This is a genomic window from Lacimicrobium alkaliphilum, from assembly GCF_001466725.1.
Taxonomy (GTDB): domain Bacteria; phylum Pseudomonadota; class Gammaproteobacteria; order Enterobacterales; family Alteromonadaceae; genus Lacimicrobium; species Lacimicrobium alkaliphilum_B.
On sequence record NZ_CP013650.1, the window covers coordinates 1,388,410 to 1,409,879 of the forward strand.

Here is a 21,470-nt window from a genome sequence, read left to right on the forward strand (position 1 = left end):
AATCCCGTCAGTGACGCTAATCCTGTTCAGGCGCGCAATGGCAACGGTTTGACTCCTATGATGATTTTTCTCAGAGGCAAAGTATTTCAGGGGGAGGGATGAAAAGTGGCTGATGCGGCAAGGTTTGACCGCTTTGTCAGAAGCAATAGCAGAGGAAATCCGGGAGCCCGGTATCAGTTCAGAGATTTTGTTGTTTTATCAGCTTGGACAGGTGGCGATTTTCAATCAACAGTCGGGTAAAGCGCTCTGCGCTTAATGGCTTGCTGTACAGGTAGCCTTGTAGCATCTCACACTCATAACGACGCAATATACTTAGCTGCTGTTCTTCTTCTACGCCCTCTGCCACAACCTTAAGGCCAAGGTTATGGGCGATAGTGATAATCGCACTGGTCATATGCCTGTCCACAGAGCTGGTGGCAATTTCATCAATAAAGGCTTTATCTATCTTAAGCGTGTTCAGCGGGAAGCGCTTAAGATAGGCCAGGGATGAATAGCCTGTACCGAAATCATCCAGGGCGAGATGAATACCCATTTCACGAAGGCGCTGCATCAGCTGCAGCGACTGCTCAGGATGCTGCATCAGGGTCCCTTCGGTGATCTCGCATTCCAGGTGCAGTGCCGACAAGCCGGTTTCTTTTAGCACTTGCTCAATACGTCGATCCAGGTCCGGCAGCTCAAACTGTCGGGCAGAAATATTGATGGCGACCCGGCCGGTGAACAGCCCTTTCTTAACCCACTCCTGTGTCTGCTCGCAGGCCTTGCGCAGTACAATATCACCGATATCGATAATCTGTCCGGTCTCTTCGGCCAGCGGAATAAACTGATCCGGGCTGACAATGCCTTTTTCCGGATGTTCGAAACGCACCAGGGCTTCCATGCTGACTAACTGACCCGAAGCAATATCGACCTTGGGCTGATAATAGACACTGAACAGATCTTCTTTAATTCCATGTCTGATCAGGTTCTCTATCTGCAACTGGCGTACCGCATTCTGATTCATTTCACCACTGAAAAACTGGTACTTATTGCCGCCGGCATTCTTGGCAAAATACATGGCGGTATCGGCATTTTTCAACAGTTCCTGCGGGGTTTTGCCATCCTCCGGGTAAAAAGCGATACCCAGACTGGCACCCAAAACGAACTCCTGACGATTGATGACAAAAGAGCGTGCCATATCATCCAGAATACTCTGTGCCAGATGGGTGATGCGGTGCACATCGGTAGTGTTTTCAATCAGAATGCTGAATTCGTCGCCACCGAGACGGTAACAGGTGGAGCTGGTACCGGTAATCTTCTGCAATCTGTTGGCGATCTGTTTAATCAGCAAATCGCCGGTTTGATGTCCCATGGAATCATTAATCTTTTTGAAATTATCCATATCCATACAAATCAGGGCATGAGAGGTGGTGCGCCTGATCAGGTTCTGGTGGCTGGCCTGGAAAAATGAACGGTTTGGCAGGCCGGTCAGCGTATCGGTGTTGGCCAGCTGCAACAGTTCTTTTTCTGTCTGCTTGCGCGAGGTGATGTCGGAGAACACACCGACAAAGTGACTGACATTACCATTTTCATCATGAATGGCGTCGATATTGAGATCGATCTCATAACGCTCATTACCATGGCGTGTTGATTCAATTTCACCACTCCAGTTGCCTTTCTGTTTCAGCGCCTTGCGCACCTCTTCGGTGAAGGCTGGCGGGTACTGCTCGAAATTCAGATAACTGGCAAGGGCTTTTTGTTTAGTCTCACCGGTATGATGACAATAAGCCTGATTCACAGAAACGATTCTGAAACTGGTGTCGGTAATAAAAACGCCGTCTGAAATGGTTTCGATAGAGCGTTTAAACAGGCGAAGCTGCTCTTCTGCTTCTTTAAGATGACTGATATTTTTCAGGGTGCCTGTCATTCTCAACGGCTTCTTGTCCGCTGACCAGGTAACGACTTTACCCCTGTCGAGTAACCAGACCCACTTTCCGCTGAAGTTCTTTACCCGGTAGGTGATTTCATAAAACTCACTCTGTCCCTGCAGGTGTTCAGCCAGTGTCTCACGGACTCTGGAGATATCTGAGGGATGAATATTTGAGGGTAACTCGGTGACTACCCGTTGATTATCCTGTGGAAAATCCATAATACCCCAGATATTGGAACGGAAAACTTCCCCTTTGGGGATATCCCAGTCCCAGAGTTCGTCGCCGCTGCTCCACAGCGTCAGCTTCAGACGCTCTTCACTGTCCTGTACTCGCTTCTGACTATTCCTACGGTGCTGATATTGATTGTACCAATAGCTGAGGATTAAAAAGCCACACAGGGCATAAATAATCAGTGCATAGCGGTGCAGCCACAATGGCGACTTAATGCGTATTTTTAGCGCCGTAGCCTCAGACCAGGGACCGTCAAGCTCTCTGGCCTGAACTTTGAAAACATAGTCTCCGAATCCCAGATTAGTAAAACTGGCCTGGCGAATGCGATTATCCGCTTCCAGCCACTGATCAGACAGCCCCTGCATCTGATAGCGATAGTTGATGGAATTGGCGTTGACGGGGTTAATCCGGGCAAACCCGAACGAAAACGGGGAGGCGTTATTCTCAAGCGTCAGTTCCGTTGTGCGGTGAATAGGCTTGTCCAGCGGACTGCCAATATCATTAAGTCCTACCTGCTGATTAAGAATCTGCAATTCAGTAATCGTTGGTTTCAAGTCGGTGGCTTTAACTGAATCTGAAAGCCTTTCCGGCCTGAATACATGAAAGCCATTGGTGCCGCCAAAAAGAATATTGCCATTTCTGGTAATCAGCCCGGCTGACTCATTCAGTTCATTGTAATCGAGTTGCGCCCTTGAAATATGCCGGACTATTTTGCCATCCCTAAGGGCTATCTGGTCTATCCCCCGGAAGGTTGCCACCCATAAATATTCTTTATCTAATAACATGGTCAGCACCACATTATCAGACAAGCCGTTATCTTTATTAAAATGCTGAACCGGTTGGTATGTCTCTTTATCCAGTTTGTACAAACCACTTTTGAGGCTTGAGACCCAGAAATAGTTATCGCCCTCAATTACTGAATTTGCATTAGAGAAAGGTGATGAATCCTGAACTGATTGAGTGAGTAAATGATTGAACTGTTGGGTCTCCAGATTAAACAAGCTTATGTTGCTGTTAGATATCAGCCACACATTTCCTTTGCTGTCCACTATGTCAGGTTTTACTAGTTGCCCCTTGCTGTTAGCAACCTGCACACGCTCTACTTCGAAATCCTCCAGTGAGATGGAGGTAACCGTTCCGGCGGATGATAACCATGCTTTGTTAGCTGCCAAATTGATATTTTCAATTAATTCGCCGGCCAGAAGATGCTTTACCTGAACAGGAGCTTTATCTTTTGCCAGTTGATAAACAAACACGCCATCAATTGTTGCCAACCAGATTCTGTCTTTCTCATCGATCGACATATCCCAAATAGAGTGAGAAAAGTCCTTTAGGAAATGTGTAAACTCACCCGTATTAGGATCAAACAGGTTAAGTCCACCAAATTGTGTAGCTATCCAGATATTACCATCTCCCGACTCCGACAGTGCCCATACCATGTTGTCAGACAACGCGATATTACTTTGGGGGATGGATTCATAATGTTTAATAAAGGCGGCGTTCTCATTAAATCTGTGTAGACCACCGGAATAACTACCCAGCCATAGACTACCTTTGCTATCAACAAACAGTCTAAAAATATATCGGCTGCGCAGAGATACCAAAGCGTCGTTATTCTGACCGATGGTCAGACTGTTATTTGTGTCAGGGGTTAATATGCTTAGACCTTCCGTGGTACCAATCCAGATATCTCCATTTTGTCCTTGTGCCAGAGTGCGCACTGTATAACCTGGTAATGAGGGGGATGACAGAGGGCTAAGAGATTTTACCAATTTCAGATTCTTGTCCAGCACAAAAACCCCCTGTTCTGTTGCCAGCCAGAGTTGGTTATCAACTTTTAAGACATCAAGTAGAGTGCGTGCTGGTATGACGAGTTCCCATGGATTATCGCCATTCAACTCATATAGTTTATTGTCAATTTGGTCTAGGATCCGGATTCCATGACCATAACTTCCTAACAACAATCGGTTGTGTTCTTCTTTGACTACTGTTATTTCGGGAAAATGCTCGGTTCCTGCCAAGTTAACAATACTGAAATTATCAGATTGTTCATGATATTCGTAAATATGGGATTCATCAGTGATCCACAGAGTCTGTTCTGAGGTTTCTGTGATTGTCCAAATCTTCCCACCTTTTAGGTTACTGTTTTGGCTGGTGTAACGGCGAAAATTATCACTATCTGGGGAGTAGCGGGCCAGTCCTTTTTCGGTACCTACCCACAATCTTTCCTTTTGGTCGATAAACAATTTTCGTACAAACTTATTCGGCAGGCTGGAAGGATCATCCGGATTATGACGATACTGCTTAAACTTATAACCATCGAAACGATTAAGTCCGTCAGCAGTGGCAACCCAGATAAAACCTTGTTTGTCTTCAATAATATCGATAACAGTAGATTGGGTAAGGCCCTCGGCGACAGAGTAATTGTCAAATTGCAGCGCAGAAATATCCGTTGTGGCAGCGGCTGTCAGGGGATAACAGCCGAGCATAGTCAGAACTGACAATAAACAAGCCAGATTAGTCAACGAAACACGCAAAGGACACCTTTGTGGCAGCGTACGCTGCTTTTTATAATAATTTTAGTGTTTCACCTTCAGTCATCCTTAACCCGAATATAGATCGCGCTATCCCGCTGCGCATAAGGCGTAAGGCTTCCTAAAGTAAAAGATGTTGGCATGCAAGTCAAAGAATATGCTGCTAAAAGCAGGGGCTTTATGGCACCAGAGCGGCATTTGCCTTGAAATTGGTCATATTGCTGATCATTTGCCCTGCCAGTGAAGTGTGGCTGAGTTGGGTGGGTTGGCTATAAAGCAATACCTGAGCGGGATGCTCTTTGTTGATCTGCTGTCTGAAAAAATCGGCCACTTGCGCCCTGCTGATATCCTGAATTTGAGCACTTAATCTGTGTTGCTGATTGAACTCATAGTCCTGATTGCCAATCGCAAGCCACAGACGCTGACTGCGCATCGATAAACTGGTGTCACGGGCGATTAATTGTTTGCTGATACTGGACTTAACCCCTTGCCATTCCTGTTCTGCTATAGACAGCATCAGCTCGGGTCCTTTAAGTAAAAAGTCGTCAATGTGCATCACCAGCTCTTCCAGTGAGTAATTTGGTGACTGAATATAAAAGCCAACACCGGGGTGCTGGTTATAGGGCATATATCCTGAACCCACTACATAGCCCAGTTGTTTTTCAGTGCGTAGCTGGTTGAAAAAGGGGCCGGCCAGCAACTGTTCAGTAAGTATCGTGCTGGCGATACTGGTAATGCTGTTATCCGGAGATTGCAGATAAAGCAATACCGCATTCTCGCCAGGTTGGCAGCGCACCGGCAAAAGATACCGCTGTGCAGACTCGAGACTGACAATCCGGCGCGCAATGGCAGACATAGGTTGTACGTCTCTCAGCACTTTTGTATTTATGTTATCGGCAAACTGACGTGCCTCGGTTTCTGTGAAGTCGCCGTAGGCAAAACCATCGAGGTGCATCTTCTCTAAAATACGACCTTGCATTGTCCGCATGGTGTCTGGAGTGGCTGAGTCCAGAATTGGCAGCATCTCCAGAGGTGAGTCTGACAATGGCTGCAACAGTACTGACAGGCGGGTAAATAGCCTGTTGATTGGTTTGTTCAGCAGGTTATTCTGCATCGCCTGCCATTGTCTTGCTCTGGCCCGTTCAAATTGGCTGTCGCTGAAGTCAAACCGGATCACATCCAGCAGCATTTTCTCAGCCAACTCAAACTGTCTGTCACTAAAGCCGCTGGTATGCAGGGAAAAGCCTCCCTGATGCGCATAAAAATGAAAATTCAGCCCGGCGATCATGGCCTGATAATAATTCTGGCTGAGTTTTTCCTGCACAATGCTGGTCCAGATACGTTTATAGCACCGCAACTCAGGATCGTTCTCAATGGCGCCGCTGTCGAAGGACAGATACAGCTCCCCCTTTGGCTGTTTGAAATCGGGGTCCTGACCAAACCAGAATTTGAAGCCCTTGTCACTAATCAGTGGCTGTGGCAGATGGAATTCGGGATTGGCGCGTCCGGGCTCGGTGCGTACGCAAAGATAAGGATTGGCCTCTGGCAGCTTCATTGACGCAGGCACCGGGGCATCAAGCAATTGTTGGCGCAGAGGCGCGGAGAGTTTCTCTACGGCATACGGGGTAGAGTACCAGCGAGCCTCCCGGTTCGTTTTCAGCTCCGGCATAATCAGTTTCAAACGCATATTATCCGGATTCATCTGTGCCAGTAATGAGCTGACCAGCTCCGGCTCATAGCTCTCCATCAGATAGTCTCCTATCAGGACATGCTCAGCAGGATAATGATGCATTTGTACGGAAAGGTTTGATGCCATATCCATGGCTTTGGGTTTATCATGAAAGTCGAAGGCCAGTTGATTGAACTGTTTTCTTTCATCGAATCGCCAGGGGCTGACCCCCTCAGTTTTGATTAATTGCAGATAGGCGAAAACATCTGACAATACTTTTGGCCACTGTTCGGCTCCTTGCGCAGTCAGCTGAAGGTTAATATTAAAGTCTTTAAAATTGCTACCCTGAATGCCACCGCCGGCACTTAGATTGGTCGCCAGGCCTTGTTTTTTAAGATGATAAAGCAGGCTGCCCTGACCTTCGTCCCCAATCAGATGACTCAGCAGATAGAGCGGTTTGCTGCGGTAATAGGGTTGTACATCGGGCAGGGCAAAGGTGACGATCATCCGTCTGGCGGTCTTAATCGGCACCACTTTGAGAATTAATCCGAGCTGCTCGGGTAAATACAGTGGCGGCAATTCGTTGGGCGCAGAGGCTTCTTGTCCGCCAGATATAGACTCAAAATAGTTGCATACCATGCTCTTGCTCTGACTGAGGGGTAAATCGGAAACCACACACAGAGTGATATTGCTGGCCCGATAATGTTCAGTGTGCATTGTCTCCAGCATGTTTTTCAGCTCAGAGCTGCTGAAGCGGGAAAAAACCTGCAGGTTGCCGACCGAAAACTTGCTGAAAGGATGCTCAGGATTACAGGTTTCTTTGTGTACCTGGTACAGGCAGCGCAGGTCGTCCTGTTGTTTGAGACGGAATTCCGCGTCAATGGACTGCGTTTCAGATTCAATATTAGTGGCGGAAAACTCAGGGCGTTGCAGCATCGCAGCAAATTGGGCCAGTGCGGGTTCCAGACCTTGTGTCAGCACATCAAAATAAAAGCTTGAGTGTTCAGTACCCGTCCAGGCATTAACATGTCCCCCCCATGAAGACAGGTAATCCGCCAGATGGTTGGGGCTGTTATAGCCTTCACATCCCAGAAACAGCATATGTTCAAGCAGGTGTGACAGACCTTCGCAGTCTGCGGGATCCTGAAAGTGTCCCATAGCAATAGTTGCCGAAACCGCAGACTTTCTGGTGTCGGTGTCTTCTACCAGTAAAACGCGCAAGCCATTAGCCAGGGTTAAATGCTGGTAGCGGCATTGATCATGTTTGCTTTGAATCACCAGTTGTCATGCCTTCGGGGGTGTTTACAGGTTATGAAATAGGATAATCTATGCAATTGCAACTCCATTGCAGTTTTCAGGATATTTCAAGTTAATGCAAATCTTCATTATGCGTCATGGTGAGGCACAAAGCCGTTTTTCCCAGGATGCCAGCCGGGAGCTTACGCCCCTGGGGCAAGCCGAGTCTGTTGCTACGGGCAAGTGGCTTAGCCAGAGTGCTGAACAGGTCAGTTTGGCTATTGTCAGTCCCTATGTCCGGGCGCGGCAAACGCTCAGGTCTGTGCAGCGTCAGGTGCCGGTGACAGAAGTGATGCAAACCGAAGATGTAACCCCTTATGGCGATGCGACAGACTTTCGTGACTACCTTCGGGCGTTGATTGAAACCCGGCCAGAGCTGACCAGTATACTTATTGTCAGCCATATGCCTTTTGTCAGCGCTCTGGTTGATGCTCTGTGCCAGCAACAGCATTCGTTGCTCTTTGCAACGGCCGGTGTCGCCGAACTCAGTTTTGATGTCAGCTCGGCACAGGCTAATCTGGTTCGTCAGTATATTCCCTGACAAAGTTGTTAACCCTGAACAAATTGCTAACTTTTTCTTCAGCTTCGCGGGCGACTTCCGATAAAGAGCAGAGGAGGGGAGAGGCATGTCAGGTAAAACACTACCTGCTTATTTGCAGCAGGTGTTGGAAAATCATATTGAGCAGTCAGATCTGGTGCGGGATAAAGAACTGGAAGATATCTTCAGTGGTTTAACGCGCCTGAACGATAATGTTGAGCGACTCAAGTCCATTATTCTCAAACGCAGGGAAGAGGCTGACAGGGCCGCACAATCCGCCTCGGAGAAAAACAAAGACTAGTTGTTCTGATTTTCTGCCTTATTGTCAGTTGGGGTCTGATAAAAGGTTGGCATTACGCGTACAGATTTCACCATATTCTCATTGTTTTCAATGATCTCCAGTGGGTAACCTGCGATCCTGCAGCACAGATTCACCTGGGGAATTTCCTCAAAATGCTCAATGATTAAGCCATTCAGTGTTTTTGGGCCCTCGGTGGGGAACTGCCAACCCATTTCTTTGTTGAGGTCGCGGATATTGGCGCTGCCATCAACCAGCACACTGCCGTCTGACTCAAGATTCACCTCTTTGCTGTGTGTGGGCAAAATAGTGGTGGTGAAATCACCCACAATCTCTTCGAGAATATCTTCCAGCGTTACCAGCCCCTGAATATCTCCATACTCGTCTACTACCAGACCGATGCGCTCTTTGGCCGCCTGGAATTTGTATAACAGTGTATGCAGAGGAGTAGATTCAGGGGTGAAATAAATTTCCCGTACCGCCCTCAGTAAGCTGGCTTTGGAAAACTCATCTTTAGTCAGTAATTTAAGCGCGTCGCGCATATGCAAAAAGCCAACAGCGTCATCAATATTGTCGCGATATAACAATACCCGAGTGTGCTGCGAATGAAACAACTGCTTTTGAATAGACTTCCAGTCATCGTTAACATCAATAGCGACAATCTCATTTCTTGGGATCATGATGTCTTCGGCGGTGACTTTTTCCAGATCCAGTATGCCCACCAACATCTCCTGGTGCTGTTTGGGGATCATGGCGCCCGCCTCATGTACGACGGTGCGAAGTTCCTCACGACTGAGGCTGTCTCCACCACTGCTGGCCGGGTTGATTCGAAACAGGATTAAAATGCCGTTGGTAAAACCGTTGATGATGTAGACCAGCGGATAGAAGATTTTCAGCAGAGGTAAAAGAATAAAAGAGCTTGGGAAGGATATTTTTTCAGGATACAGCGCTGCCAGGGTTTTCGGGGTAACCTCTGCAAACACCAGTATCACTAGTGTCAGTGCAAAGGTCGCAATAGCGATACCAATATCCCCGAACAGTCGCATCCCAATGATCGTTGCCACTGCCGACGCTGCGATATTGACCAGATTGTTGCCAATAAGAATGAGACCGATCAGCCGATCGGGTCTTAGCAACAGTTTATGCACTCTCCTGGCGCCGCTGTGATCTTCTTTAACCAGATGCTTGAGCCGATATCTGTTTATCGACATCATGCCGGTTTCCGAGCTGGAGAAATATGCAGAGAGTACAATTAAGACGGTCAGCAGAATAAATAGCGAACCGGTGGTGATTTCGTCCAAAAAGGATTCCTGTTTAGTTTTCTGAACCGGCTGCTAACAGCCATGCCCTTCTCATCAGACCAGGGAGTGTGCCAAACTTGCCATCACATTCCCAGCAAAACTTCTTTTACGAACCGACTGCCAAAATATGCCAGAGTCAGAATCAATGCGCCAGTCACTGTGCCGATGATGATGGGTCTGCCGCGCCAGCCCAGTTTATGGTGGCCAAGTAGCAAAATGCTGAACAGCAGCCAGGCAATCAGTGACAGCAGGGTTTTGTGGGCCTGATGCTGGGCAAACATATCATCCAGAAACACAAAGCCGCTGATCAGCGACAGGGTGAGTATCGCCGTGCCGATCAGCAGCAATCTGAAGAAGATCCTTTCCACTATCATCAGTGGCGGCAGTGAGGAGTGCAGCAGCGATACCTGTTTGTGTTTCAGCCTGAAATTAATATAGGACAGCTGCAGCGCGTATAACATGCTGATCATCAGACAGCCATAGGCAAACAATGCCAGGGTGATATGAGCAATCAGTGCCGGGCGCATATCGATATATATCACATAGGAATCGGGAATGAGCTGATTGATCAACACCACTATTGCTGCAAAACCGTACACCATCGGCAGGAGCAGGGCATTGGGCAGACTGAATGAGGCGATAGTCATCGACAGGGTAATCATCAACGCCACCAGTGACGCTACGTTAAGGATACTCATATTCTGGCCGGAGCCACTGAATATACCGTCGAGCACCAGCACCAGGTGGGCTATTACTGCAAGACTTCCCACCAGGATTGACAGCTTATGTTTTGGCCCTTCATGGTGAAATAATCTGGCGCTGATATGGCCTGTGGCGATCAGGTAAAGAGCACAAACGGCCAGTGCCAGTATCAACATGCGGTATTCTCCTTTAGCAGCATAAGGCGCTTTTTTCTCCCGCTGATTTCCATACTTTTAAGTTAATTGAGTATAACTGATTGCTTAGCCAGTTAATTTCTGTGCCAAGTATATCCCCTGAGTTCAGGCTAAACCAGTGGTGATATGCGGATGATTTGATTACATCCTTCATTGCCGTATATAGATTCGCGACGGACTTAGGTATACTTTGCAGCATAAAAATCATTCTTTGAGCCTGTTGTGTTTGTGTCAAGACACAAAGGTGGTAAGTCAGGAAAAATAGATGTTTGAGAATCTGAGCGAACGATTAGGTAAAACCCTTAAAAATATCAGCGGCCGGGGCAGGTTAACCGAAGATAATATCAAGGATACCCTGCGTGAGGTCAGAATGGCCTTGCTGGAAGCCGATGTGGCCTTGCCGGTGGTACGGGAATTTATCGGCCAGGTTAAGGAAAAGGCCGTCGGTATTGAGGTCAGCAAAAGCCTTAATCCCGGTCAGGTGTTTATCAAGATTGTTCAGTCAGAGCTTGAGGCCATTATGGGCCAGGCGAATGAGAAACTGGACCTGTCTTCGAAGCCGCCGGCGGTGGTGATGGTGGCGGGCCTGCAAGGTGCCGGTAAAACCACCAGTATCGGTAAGCTGGCCAGATTTTTACGGGAGCGGGAAAAGAAAAAGGTACTGGTGGTCAGCGCCGATATTTACCGCCCGGCGGCGATCAAACAACTTGAAACCCTGGCCTCTGAAGTTCAGGTGGGTTTCCATCCCTCCAGTGTCGACCAGAACCCGGTTGATATTGTAGAGGGCGCCATCGAGCAGGCACGTAAACAGTTCTACGATGTGTTATTGGTGGATACCGCCGGCCGTTTGCACGTTGATGACAAGATGATGGGCGAGATCAAGGCCCTGCATCAGGCCATTCAGCCGATTGAAACCCTGTTTGTGGTGGACGCCATGACAGGTCAGGATGCCGCCAATACCGCACAGGCTTTTAATGATGCACTGCCACTGACAGGTGTGATCCTGACCAAGGCCGACGGCGATGCCAGAGGTGGTGCTGCGCTCTCTGTGCGTCATATTACCGGCAAGCCGATAAAATTCTTAGGCATGGGAGAAAAATCCGATGCCCTTGAGCCTTTCCATCCGGATCGTGTTGCCTCCCGTATTCTGGGCATGGGCGATGTACTCAGCCTGGTGGAGGAGATTGAGCGCAAGGTTGATAAAGATAAGGCTCAGAAACTGGCCAAAAAGGTCCAGAAGGGCAAAGGTTTTGACCTGCAGGATTTTAAAGAGCAGCTTGAACAGATGCGCAACATGGGCGGTATGATGTCGCTGGTGGACAAGATGCCGGGCATGGGCAATATGTCGGCACAGATTAAAGACAAGGCTAATGACAAGTCCTTTAATCAGATGGAAGCCATCATTAACTCTATGACGCCCGGTGAACGCCAGCGCCCGGAAATTATTAAGGGCTCAAGAAAACGCCGCATTGCTTCGGGTTCGGGTACGCAGATTCAGGATGTGAACCGGCTGCTTAAGCAATTTACCCAGATGCAGAAAATGATGAAGAAGATGTCTGGCGGTGGCATGGGCAAGATGATGAAACGTATGAAAGGCATGATGCCCCCAGGTGGTCCAGGCGGCCCGGGCGGTATGTTTCCGCGCTGATCATAGTGAGGGGTGAGGACAAGCCGCCCCTCTCAATTTTTGCTACTACCCACCACGAAGCGCGAGAAAAAGCAGACCACGAACCACACCTAAAGCACGAACAAAAGAAATACTAACCACGGAGACGCAGAGGGCGCAGAAAAGCGAAGGGAGTACGCCGTTGAGATCAAAGGGATCAGAGTGGTTGAAATACCATCCATGCTGCCAGCAGGTTTCTTCGTGCTCTTCGTGCTCTTCGTGCGCTTCGTGTTCTAAAAGCCTCCAACCACGAAGGACGCGAAGATGGCAGAAGGGAGGGGGATTCGCCATCAGGATCTCTGTAAACAAAAGCCTGCCCGGTTAATGATCGGATTTTATATTAATAGACAGAAGCAACTCATCCAGAACGCTTTGCATATCTGACCACCTCTCGGTTGCAATAAAGATACTCATGCTGGAGCGGACATTTATCCTGTCATGGCTTGGTGGCCCCATACGGGTTTCATCCAGTTCCTTTTGCAACCTGTCAAAAAAACGCATCGCACTCTGCTCTTCAATATTAGGAAGACATAACAGAAACTGCTCTGGCCCATATCTGCCAAGAATGTCGGTATCCCGGGTGACTTTTTGTAAGGTCTTTGAGATATCTCTTAGTATCTCGTTACCTTTTGCCAGGCCGACTGCCATGTTGAGCTCCCTGAAATTACTGAGATCAAGCAGTGCCAGCGCATTGGTTTTGCCTTTTTCCGGGGCCTGGACTCTTTGAATCTGGCTCACGGCAACATCGCTGTTCAATAAGCCTGTAGCAGGATCGATGGTTAACTTCGCATGGTGCTTTTTACGCAGGTAATAGGTTATTGTCAGCGTGAAGAGCAGAAATGCCGCAATACCGACGCCAACAATGGTGCGCTTAATGCGCCGGGCTCGTTCAATCTCAGATTCCAGAGAATAAATCTTGGAATAAAGGTTGGCGACCCCCAGAATACTGGCCGAAGACTGGCTGTGTTTATTGTTAGCGCTGCTTCGGCTTGCGTATTTATCAAAGGCCTTTTCGGCCTGCGGCCAGTCTCTCAACACCATCTGCATGTCAACCATCAGCTTCAGATAGTCGAGATTACTTTCCAAATGGCGCTTCACCGCAGGATGCATAGACTGCAATGAATGAAGATAATCTGCTACGCACTCCTCATCTCGTTCGTACACGCATGGCACAACCTGGTACCACATTACCATCGCTTTATAAACTGGGTTAGATAAGGGTTCCACGGCCCTTTCCAGCGCTGGTAGCTCGGCTTTGAGGTTTTCAATATCACCGGTCCGATAGTAGTAGCCCGTCAGAGCATGATAGTAAAAGTAATTGGTCAGTGGCGTCGCAACATCGCGGTTTATCCGCTCAAATTCATTGATGGCTTGCATGGCGCGTTCATACTGACCACTTGCCAGTAGCGAGCTGATGGCACTGATCAAAATCGTTAACTGGTTACTTCCGGTGTAGACTTTGAGCCCCATTTCGTGGGCTTTAAGGTATTGTTCAGCGGCAAGGACGTGCTGCTGCAGGTTGCCATAGATAAGACCGATACTGTTATGAATGTGAGCCAGGGCCTGATAATTATTGGTTTTCGAATAGCGTTCGAGAACATTAAACATCATGCCCAAACGTTCACCTACCGACAGATCCATACGACAGTTTGTGATCAGACCAAGGGTAGCACTCAGGTAAATATCGCTGTGCCTCTCTGTAGCCAGTGATTGTGCTTGGTCATAATACTCACAGCGCTGTGGCTGCTCTTTAAGATCGTATGTAAATCCAATCTGATAGATCGCTGAGGCGTAAAAATAGCTTTGCTTATCTACACCTTCTCCGCGGGTAATCTCAAACAAAAGCCTTTGCGCATCGGATGCCTTACCGTCACAAATAAGAAAATGTGATTTTTCCACAAGTAGCGCAAACTTTTGTGACTGAGTCAGGTTATTGGATGTTAAGTGATTTTCAAGCTCGGCAAAGTCGTCCGGATTTGGACAGTCGTAGGTAACGGTTTTAGTCCGTTCAATAAATTCATCAACAGGTTCGGCCACCTGAGCATGGGCTATTGGCGTTCCAATCACCAGTATAAACTGAGCTACCAATAGCAATCCCTTATTCATCATCATCTTATTTATTTTTATTGCAGATAAACCTGATTGTACCTTGCTCAAATGAAAAAACACATTATAACCCCTTACCCCGCACGCTTCGCTCCAATTATTTCCTTGCATTCACACCCCAGATCCGTACAATACTGCGGCCCTTCGACCTGCCGGTCGTAAGGGTAAGTAAGTTAATGTCAACGCTTAACGAGTTTGAGGCACATATGGTTACTATTCGTTTACAGCGTGGTGGCGCAAAAAAGCGTCCATTTTATCAGGTCGTGGTGGCTGACAGCCGCCGTGCGCGCGATGGCCGTTTTATTGAAAACATCGGCTTTTTCAACCCGACTGCACAAGGTCAGGAAGAAAAGTTGCGCTTGGATCTGGACCGTGTTGAGTACTGGGTAGGACATGGCGCAAGCCTGTCTGACCGCGTTACTCGTCTGGTCAAAGATGCAAAAGCTGCAGCTTAAGCTGCATAACTGAGGTATAGGATGAGTGACGCGTCTGAAACTCTGGTGGTCGGCAAAATCGGAGCGCCTTATGGTGTGAAAGGTTGGGCCAGGATCACTGCCTATACTGATACCCCTGAAGGGATATTTGATTACGCGCCCTGGCTGATTAGTCAGGATGGCAAACAAGTGGAAGTTCAGGTGGAACAATGGCGTCAGCAAAGCAAGGGGCTGGTGGCGAAGCTGGTGGGTATTGAAGACAGAGACCAGGTCGACAGACTGAAGAATCTGGAAATCAGTATCCGCAATGAGCAGCTGCCGGAACTTGAAGCCGGTGAGTTTTACTGGCGTGAGCTTGTGGGTATGCAGGTTGTGACTGAAAAAGGTTATAACCTGGGTGTAGTCCGTGAGTTATTTGAGACCGGCTCTAACGATGTCATGATCGTGCAGGCCAATCTTAAAGACGCTTTTGCCAAGAAAGAACGCATGATCCCTTACTTGCCTGAACAGGTGATAAAGCAAGTGGATCGGGCGGCCCGTACCATTAAGGTAGACTGGGAACCGGATTTCTGATGACCCGCTGGTTTGGGGTAGTCAGTTTGTTTCCGCAGATGTTCGACAGTTTCACTCAGCAGGGTGTATTCGGTCGGGCGGTAAAATCCGGTCTGCTGGAAGTAGCGTGTTTTAATCCAAGAGATTTTACTCAGGATAAACACCGTACCGTGGATGACCGGCCTTATGGTGGTGGTCCGGGTATGCTGATGATGGTGCAGCCGCTCACAGACGCTATCCGTTCTGCCAGACAGGCAGCCGGAAAATGCCCGAAGGTGATTTATTTATCACCTCAGGGTAAGAAACTTGACCAGCAAGGGGTCAGGGCATTGTCTGAACAGGACAGCCTGATCCTGGTTGCCGGTCGCTATGAAGGCATCGACGAGCGAGTCATACAAGCCGAGATAGATGAAGAATGGTCTATCGGTGATTATGTCTTAAGTGGCGGGGAGTTACCTGCCATGGTGCTGATGGATGCGATAGCGCGTTTTGTGCCCGGTGTACTGGGTCATGAGCAATCCGCCGAGCAGGACTCCTTTAACGAAGGCCTGTTGGATTGTCCGCACTATACGCGTCCGGAAAACCTCGACGGTCGCCTGGTTCCTGAAGTGTTGTTATCAGGAAACCATGAAAAAATCAGGCAGTGGCGGTTAAAACAGATGCTGGGGAGAACCTGGCAACGACGCCCTGAATTGTTAAACGACCTGGCTCTGACTGAGGAGCAGAAACGTTTGCTGCGAGAGTTCTTAGATGAGAATGACATCTTAAATGAGAATAACAACAGCAAGCCCTGCAGCTAGATGACAGTTAATCCAGGATGAGAGGTTATGATGAGCAAAGTCAATCAAGATATCATCAAGCGTATTGAAGAAGAACAGTTGAAAAAAGACGTTCCTGAATTTGGCCCCGGTGATACCGTAGTCGTTCAGGTACGGGTTAAAGAAGGCGAGAAAGAGCGTCTTCAGGCTTACGAAGGTGTTGTAATCGCCAAGCGTAACCGTGGCCTGCACTCTGCATTTACCGTACGGAAGATTTCCAGCGGTGAAGGCGTTGAACGTGTATTCCAGACTCACAGTCCTGCGGTGGCTTCAATTGAAGTCAAGCGTCGTGGTGCTGTTCGTCGCGCCAAACTGTACTATCTGCGCGAGCGTAGCGGTAAGTCTGCACGTATCAAAGAGAAGCTTAACTAAGATAAATTTTCCCGTTGACATTACTTACCAAAAAGCCCGGCAATTGCCGGGCTTTTTAATGGCTGGAGTTCGCGTTTCCTCTTGTAGAGTTTATACCAATCAGACTAAATAATTGGTCACTTAGCGAGCGCTAAAATGCTTGCTGGCAAGGCATGGTCCTGAAGGTCTAGTGGGTCTAAATCAAAGGACCATAACACAGCCAGGGGGCATTTTAGCCTCGCCCGGGGGAGCGGTCAGAAGGGCTTATCTCTGTGTTGGCGCTCCTTGACGTAGAGCCACTATGCCTGCGAAGCGCCGCCTTGACCTAAGCCCTTCTGACTCGCTCTAAGCTGACCAATTATTTAATCTGATTGGTATTACTCATACTCCAGCGGATCTGTTGCCCCGTTCTCAGCAAAGGCTTCTAGTCGTTCATTACAGGCGCCGCATTTTCCACAGGCTTTTTCTCTGCCGTTATAGCATGTCCAGGTCTTACTGTAGTCCAGCCCCATGGCCAGGCCATCGGTAAGGATGTCGGTTTTGCTGACGTCCAGATAAGGGCAGGCGATTTCAACCGGTTCATAGTTGGCAATCGCGCAAACGTCATTCATCTTATGCACAAACTCAGGCCGACAGTCGGGGTAAATGGCATGGTCCCCTGAGTGGGCGCCATAGAAAACCTGTGAGGCGTTAAGAGAAACAGCATAACCCACCGCCATTGAGAGTAAGATCATATTGCGGTTGGGCACCACAGTGTTCTTCATGTTCTCGGCGGCGTAATGACCTTCAGCCACCTCCATGTTATCGGTCAGGGATGAACCGCCGATCAGGCTGTTGATAGCGCTGATATCCACAATCTTGTGGGCGATCCCCAACTCCTGGCAGACGGCTCTGGCATAATCGAGCTCTTTGCGATGGCGCTGACCGTAGTCGAATGACAGGGCATAGAGCTCCAAGCCTTGTCGGTATGCTTTGTTAAGTACGGTAAAAGAGTCCATGCCGCCGGAAAAGATCACTACTGCTCTTTGTGTCATATCTGTTGCGCCTTTATAATCATTTGCTTGCACTAATTTTACCAGCCTGAAAGGAAAATCCCTACGTGAGTGTGTTAAAGGTCAATGAAATGTTTGAAACTATCCAGGGGGAGGGGTTCTATACCGGGCTACCAGCGATTTTTGTCCGCTTGCAGGGTTGTCCTGTGGGTTGCCCCTGGTGCGATACCAAGCACACCTGGACGCTCGATCCGGCCTTTCAGACCGACACGCAACAGGTGCTGGCGAAAACCTCAGACTCAGAGCAGTATTTCAGTGCCGATGAGCACAAACTGCTGAGTTTATTTGAGCAGCAAAAGTATCATGCCAGGCATGTGGTGATCACCGGCGGTGAACCGGCCATGTACGATCTGACTTCGTTAACCTCGTTGCTGATTGACAAGGGCTATAGCGTGCAAATCGAAACCAGTGGTACCTTTGAGATCCAGGCCCACCCTGGAACCTGGATAACCCTGTCGCCAAAAGTGAATATGAAAGGGGGCTATAAGGTGTTGGATCAGCCTCTGCAAAAGGCCAATGAAATTAAGCATCCCATAGCAATGCAAAAACATATTGATGAGCTGGATGCGCTGCTGGCCAGAACGGCGACTAACCCAAAAGCAATGATTTACCTGCAACCTATCAGTCAGCAACAGCGGGCCACGGACCTCGCGGTTGCTACCTGTATCAAAAAAAACTGGCGCTTATCACTGCAAACCCATAAATTTATCGGCATTGAGTAATACCATTATCTCTGCTGATTGGTATGAAACAGTTAATCAGCTTGTCTGTACAGACTCGATTCGCTAAGGTAATAACATCACAGGCGAGAGAAACTACGCAATGAGACTGTCTGCGCTTTTAATCGGTCTGATGGTGGCCATGCCAGCCCTGTCAGCCACCTGGAATATCAAGTATCCCCGCCCCATGTCGGATGAAGACAGTCGCCATCAGTACCCACTACAGTTGTTGGAAAAAGCCCTTGAGAAAACGGGGGTTAAATACCAGTTGACTCCGACCGACAAGATCCTGTTGCAGAGTAAAGCGCTGAAACAGCTTAAGGGTAATCGTGAAGTCAGTGTGGTCTGGAGTATGACCGATGAGCAGCGGGAGGAGGAGTACCTGCCTATCCGCATCCCCATCTATAAGGGCCTGATTGGCATGCGGATCCCCCTGGTCAGAAAAGCCGATGAGGACTTGCTCAAATATGTGCAAAGTATGGAAAAGCTCAATCTTTTCAGTCCCCTGTCAGGGCATGACTGGCCGGATACCAAGATCCTCCAGGCGAATGGCTTTGCCGTGGTCACAGAAGAAAACTATGAACAGCTTTTTACGCAGTTGGCTGCAGGTAAGGGGGATTTTTTTCCACGTTCGGTGGTAGAGGTCTGGCAGGAGCTGGGTAAGCATGAGAACCTGATCTCAGAGTCTCATATTGCGCTGCATTACCCTACAGCCATGTATTTTTTTGTGAATAAAAACAACCAGTCCTTGGCCCGTCTTATTGAAAGTGGTCTGGAAAAATTGATTTCATCTGGTGAGTTTGAGCAGCTTTTCCTTGCCGCTCATCAACAAAGTCTTACCAAGGCCGAATTAGACAAGCGGCGAATCTTTCGCCTCGATAATCCTGTTCTGCCAGCGGCAACGCCACTCGCCCGGGATGAGCTGTGGCATCAGCCAAAGAGCCCTGACTGATCAGTCTTCAAAACCCAGTTTAAGCTTGGCGTAGTCCATCAGGCGTTTGAACAATCCGCCCTCATTGACCTGTTGCAGAGTTACCAGTGGATAACTGGCGACATCTTCACCCTCTAGCTGTAAATACAGAGTGCCAACCACCTGACCTTTTGCCAGCGGCGCTTCGAGTTTGCTATCCAGTTCAAAGTTGGCTTGCAGGTTCTTACTCTGACCGCGGGGAATGGTAATAGGGGTATCCTGCATAATGCCCAGGTCTACCGTATCTCTGTCACCCATAAAGATTTTGTGAGCCACAAAGCTCTCTCCTGCCTGATAAGGCACGATGGTCTCGAAAAACCGGAAGCCATATTTGAGCAGCTTGCGGTTTTCTTCTTTACGTGCTCTTTCGCTTTCCGTGCCCATGACTACAGAAATCAGACGCATATCATCCTGAATAGCTGAGGTAATCAGGCTGTATCCGGCCTCAGAAGTGTGGCCGGTTTTTACTCCATCGACCGCGAGACTTCGATCCCATAACAGGCTGTTGCGGTTATATTGTTTGATGCCATTAAAACTAAACTCTTTCTCAGAGTAGATTTGATAGACCTCCGGAACATCACGGATCAGCGCCGCAGAGAGAATCCCCATATCCCGCGGTGAGGTAAACTGTTCAGGGTTATCCAGGCCGTGGCTGTTGGCGAAGCGGGTGGATGTCATACCCAGCTTTTCGGCATAGGAATTCATCATACTGGCAAACGCATCCTCACTGCCGGCGATGTGCTCCGCCATGGCCACGCAGGCATCGTTGCCGGATTGCACAATAATTCCCCGTAGCAGGTCGCTGACACTGATCTGCTTACCCACTTCGATAAACATTTTTGAAGATTCCGGAAAGTTCTTGGCCCAGGCGTTTTCTGATACGGTCACCATATCCTGCATGGTAATGGCACCGGAGTTGAGCTCCTGACCAATTACATAAGCTGTCATGATCTTAGTCAGGCTTGCAGGAGCAAGGCGCATATCTGCATTTTTGGAGGCGATGACTTTACCCGTTTGGTAATCCATCAGCACATAGCCTTTGGCAGCCACTTCTGGTGCACTGGGAATGACTACCGCAGCTTGCGCTACTACGCTGGAGAAAAGGAAAAAGATGCTGAAAATTAGTCTGCCAGAAAAGTCTGTTATTGCTTGCATTACCCGTCCACTAAGTTGTTGTTAATCAAATATGTGATTGTTATTTTGCCCATTCTGGCAGCGAATCAGTAACACGTTATTTGCTGATACCGGTCCGGACTACAGAGGTGACAATATAACATTAAAAGCCGTAGCTGTGTGCCTTTGCCGTTATTGCTGCTTCGGAATAAGGCACTTAATGCGGTGCATAGAGCTGGTAGGCTCCCTGATAACCACTGCGTTTCAGTTCTTCGACTAAATCGCCCGCCGTCGATTTATCTTCAATGGGCCCAAGCCGCAATCTGTAGACACCATTAAACGCCAGTAATTTCGTAGGTAACTGATAAAGATTTTCCAGCCCTCTGGCCAACTGTCTGACCTTGTTCTCATCACTTAAGGCCGCGACCTGTATAAACAGGGCCTGAGCGGCTTCCTTCTGCTCAGGAAGCAATGGTGGCTCACCGGCAATCATCATGCTGCCACTCTCATCAACATAAATGCTGTCGACCTGTACTTTTGCGGTACCGGTTTTGAGCATGTCCAGTTTCAGGGCAGCGGCGTAAGACAAATCAATGATGCGATTCCCGTGAAATGGCCCCCGATCATTAACCCGCACAATCACCTGCCTATTATTTGCCAGGTTAGTCACTCTGACAAAAGAGGGCAGGGGGAGGGTTTTGTGCGCGGCACTCATCGTATACATATCGTACACTTCGCCATTGGAGGTCAGGTGGCCGTGAAATTTCTGGCCGTACCAGGACGCTTCGCCTTGCTGGCTGAAATTCTGAGCACTTTGCATAGGCTGATAGGCTCTGCCAAACACCTCATAGGGTGCGTTGCCCCTTGGTGTCAAGGGGACATAGACAGGTTGTGCATCGGTCAGTGAAATGTCCGATGGCGGACGCACAGGGGGCGAGTCATTACGTTGACTGTAACGGCCCTGTTGTACTGTGCAGCCGGTCAAAACCAGTATCAGCGCATAAATGAACAGCTTCATC

17 protein-coding genes are annotated in these 21,470 nt (G+C 48.6%); 9 read left to right on the plus strand and 8 right to left on the minus strand.

Annotation, left to right across the window (positions count from 1 at the left end; translation table 11 throughout):
• Nucleotides 1-178 precede the first annotated feature (178 nt).
• Together AT746_RS06315 and AT746_RS06320 are read right to left on the minus strand one after the other, a co-directional pair.
• On the minus strand, nucleotides 179-4,627 hold the full coding sequence (locus tag AT746_RS06315; protein WP_062477950.1) for an EAL domain-containing protein: 4,449 nt from the start codon (nucleotides 4,625-4,627) through the stop codon (nucleotides 179-181).
• Nucleotides 4,628-4,850: 223 nt separating this feature from the next.
• Nucleotides 4,851-7,619 (minus strand): insulinase family protein, encoded by a 2,769-nt coding sequence (locus AT746_RS06320; RefSeq protein ID WP_062477954.1) that lies wholly within the window; start codon nucleotides 7,617-7,619, stop codon nucleotides 4,851-4,853.
• Nucleotides 7,620-7,713: 94 nt separating this feature from the next.
• Between AT746_RS06320 and sixA the strand changes: the two genes are divergently transcribed.
• Together sixA and AT746_RS06330 are read left to right on the plus strand one after the other, a co-directional pair.
• Nucleotides 7,714-8,178, plus strand: coding sequence for a phosphohistidine phosphatase SixA (gene sixA / locus AT746_RS06325; protein ID WP_062477957.1), 465 nt, complete (start codon nucleotides 7,714-7,716; stop codon nucleotides 8,176-8,178).
• A gap of 85 nt (nucleotides 8,179-8,263) precedes the next feature.
• Nucleotides 8,264-8,476, plus strand: coding sequence for a hypothetical protein (locus tag AT746_RS06330; RefSeq protein WP_062477960.1), 213 nt, complete (start codon nucleotides 8,264-8,266; stop codon nucleotides 8,474-8,476).
• Here the strand turns inward: AT746_RS06330 and AT746_RS06335 are convergent.
• Both AT746_RS06335 and AT746_RS06340 read right to left on the minus strand, forming a co-directional pair.
• Nucleotides 8,473-9,774 carry an HlyC/CorC family transporter gene (locus AT746_RS06335; protein WP_062477962.1) on the minus strand — a complete coding sequence of 434 codons (1,302 nt, stop codon included), beginning with the start codon at nucleotides 9,772-9,774 and terminating at the stop codon, nucleotides 8,473-8,475. The two genes, AT746_RS06330 and AT746_RS06335, sit on opposite strands and share 4 nt — an antisense overlap.
• A gap of 83 nt (nucleotides 9,775-9,857) precedes the next feature.
• The gene (locus AT746_RS06340) at nucleotides 9,858-10,652 is read right to left on the minus strand and encodes a cytochrome C assembly family protein (RefSeq protein WP_156413642.1); all 795 of its coding nucleotides are present in this window, start codon (nucleotides 10,650-10,652) and stop codon (nucleotides 9,858-9,860) included.
• A gap of 283 nt (nucleotides 10,653-10,935) precedes the next feature.
• On the opposite strand from AT746_RS06340, the gene ffh reads away from it, so the two are divergent.
• Complete coding sequence (gene ffh, locus AT746_RS06350; protein WP_062477968.1) at nucleotides 10,936-12,318, plus strand: signal recognition particle protein; 1,383 nt, start codon at nucleotides 10,936-10,938, stop codon at nucleotides 12,316-12,318.
• A 339-nt stretch (nucleotides 12,319-12,657) separates the two neighbouring features.
• Here the strand turns inward: ffh and AT746_RS06355 are convergent, their stop codons facing one another.
• On the minus strand, nucleotides 12,658-14,448 hold the full coding sequence (locus AT746_RS06355) for a GGDEF domain-containing protein (RefSeq protein ID WP_197414336.1): 1,791 nt from the start codon (nucleotides 14,446-14,448) through the stop codon (nucleotides 12,658-12,660).
• A gap of 200 nt (nucleotides 14,449-14,648) precedes the next feature.
• Here AT746_RS06355 and rpsP point away from each other — a divergent pair, with 200 nt between their 5' ends.
• The 4 genes from rpsP to rplS are packed head-to-tail and all read left to right on the plus strand — an operon-like array spanning nucleotide 14,649 to nucleotide 16,618.
• Nucleotides 14,649-14,897: a 30S ribosomal protein S16 gene (gene rpsP / locus AT746_RS06360; RefSeq protein ID WP_062484025.1), complete on the plus strand. Its 249-nt coding sequence runs from the start codon at nucleotides 14,649-14,651 to the stop codon at nucleotides 14,895-14,897.
• A 21-nt stretch (nucleotides 14,898-14,918) separates the two neighbouring features.
• Nucleotides 14,919-15,449, plus strand: coding sequence for a ribosome maturation factor RimM (gene rimM, locus AT746_RS06365; RefSeq protein WP_062477975.1), 531 nt, complete (start codon nucleotides 14,919-14,921; stop codon nucleotides 15,447-15,449).
• Nucleotides 15,449-16,228 carry a tRNA (guanosine(37)-N1)-methyltransferase TrmD gene (trmD, locus tag AT746_RS06370; RefSeq protein ID WP_062477978.1) on the plus strand — a complete coding sequence of 260 codons (780 nt, stop codon included), beginning with the start codon at nucleotides 15,449-15,451 and terminating at the stop codon, nucleotides 16,226-16,228. Before rimM ends, trmD begins: the two co-directional genes overlap by 1 nt.
• Nucleotides 16,229-16,258: 30 nt before the next feature.
• Nucleotides 16,259-16,618, plus strand: a complete 360-nt coding sequence (gene rplS, locus AT746_RS06375; protein ID WP_062484027.1) for a 50S ribosomal protein L19 — start codon at nucleotides 16,259-16,261, stop codon at nucleotides 16,616-16,618.
• Nucleotides 16,619-16,974: 356 nt separating this feature from the next.
• Here rplS and queC read toward each other — a convergent pair whose 3' ends face one another.
• A complete protein-coding gene (queC, locus tag AT746_RS06380) occupies nucleotides 16,975-17,631 on the minus strand; it encodes a 7-cyano-7-deazaguanine synthase QueC (RefSeq protein ID WP_062484029.1) in 657 nt (218 codons plus the stop codon).
• Between the two features lie 65 nt (nucleotides 17,632-17,696).
• Between queC and queE the strand changes: the two genes are divergently transcribed.
• Together queE and AT746_RS06390 are read left to right on the plus strand one after the other, a co-directional pair.
• The gene (gene queE / locus AT746_RS06385) at nucleotides 17,697-18,371 is read left to right on the plus strand and encodes a 7-carboxy-7-deazaguanine synthase QueE (protein WP_062477980.1); all 675 of its coding nucleotides are present in this window, start codon (nucleotides 17,697-17,699) and stop codon (nucleotides 18,369-18,371) included.
• A 100-nt stretch (nucleotides 18,372-18,471) separates the two neighbouring features.
• Nucleotides 18,472-19,320, plus strand: a complete 849-nt coding sequence (locus AT746_RS06390) for a transporter substrate-binding domain-containing protein (RefSeq protein WP_082633173.1) — start codon at nucleotides 18,472-18,474, stop codon at nucleotides 19,318-19,320.
• Here the strand turns inward: AT746_RS06390 and AT746_RS06395 are convergent, their stop codons facing one another.
• On the minus strand, nucleotides 19,321-20,493 hold the full coding sequence (locus AT746_RS06395; RefSeq protein ID WP_062477983.1) for a D-alanyl-D-alanine carboxypeptidase family protein: 1,173 nt from the start codon (nucleotides 20,491-20,493) through the stop codon (nucleotides 19,321-19,323).
• A gap of 175 nt (nucleotides 20,494-20,668) precedes the next feature.
• The gene (locus tag AT746_RS06400) at nucleotides 20,669-21,469 is read right to left on the minus strand and encodes a septal ring lytic transglycosylase RlpA family protein (RefSeq protein ID WP_062477986.1); all 801 of its coding nucleotides are present in this window, start codon (nucleotides 21,467-21,469) and stop codon (nucleotides 20,669-20,671) included.
• Between the last annotated feature and the right edge of the window lies 1 nt (nucleotide 21,470).

Excerpts from the sequence above, each read along its gene's own strand:
- sixA (WP_062477957.1), top strand. The coding sequence starts at position 7,714 with ATGCAAATCTTCATTATGCGTCATGGTGAGGCACAAAGCCGTTTTTCC.
- queC (WP_062484029.1), bottom strand. The coding sequence starts at position 17,631 with ATGACACAAAGAGCAGTAGTGATCTTTTCCGGCGGCATGGACTCTTTT.
- AT746_RS06395 (WP_062477983.1), bottom strand. The coding sequence starts at position 20,493 with ATGCAAGCAATAACAGACTTTTCTGGCAGACTAATTTTCAGCATCTTT.
- AT746_RS06340 (WP_156413642.1), bottom strand. The coding sequence starts at position 10,652 with ATGTTGATACTGGCACTGGCCGTTTGTGCTCTTTACCTGATCGCCACA.
- AT746_RS06330 (WP_062477960.1), top strand. The coding sequence starts at position 8,264 with ATGTCAGGTAAAACACTACCTGCTTATTTGCAGCAGGTGTTGGAAAAT.
- rimM (WP_062477975.1), top strand. The coding sequence starts at position 14,919 with ATGAGTGACGCGTCTGAAACTCTGGTGGTCGGCAAAATCGGAGCGCCT.
- AT746_RS06400 (WP_062477986.1), bottom strand. The coding sequence starts at position 21,469 with ATGAAGCTGTTCATTTATGCGCTGATACTGGTTTTGACCGGCTGCACA.
- ffh (WP_062477968.1), top strand. The coding sequence starts at position 10,936 with ATGTTTGAGAATCTGAGCGAACGATTAGGTAAAACCCTTAAAAATATC.
- AT746_RS06315 (WP_062477950.1), bottom strand. The coding sequence starts at position 4,627 with ATGCTCGGCTGTTATCCCCTGACAGCCGCTGCCACAACGGATATTTCT.
- AT746_RS06355 (WP_197414336.1), bottom strand. The coding sequence starts at position 14,448 with ATGATGATGAATAAGGGATTGCTATTGGTAGCTCAGTTTATACTGGTG.
- rpsP (WP_062484025.1), top strand. The coding sequence starts at position 14,649 with ATGGTTACTATTCGTTTACAGCGTGGTGGCGCAAAAAAGCGTCCATTT.
- AT746_RS06390 (WP_082633173.1), top strand. The coding sequence starts at position 18,472 with ATGAGACTGTCTGCGCTTTTAATCGGTCTGATGGTGGCCATGCCAGCC.
- trmD (WP_062477978.1), top strand. The coding sequence starts at position 15,449 with ATGACCCGCTGGTTTGGGGTAGTCAGTTTGTTTCCGCAGATGTTCGAC.
- rplS (WP_062484027.1), top strand. The coding sequence starts at position 16,259 with ATGAGCAAAGTCAATCAAGATATCATCAAGCGTATTGAAGAAGAACAG.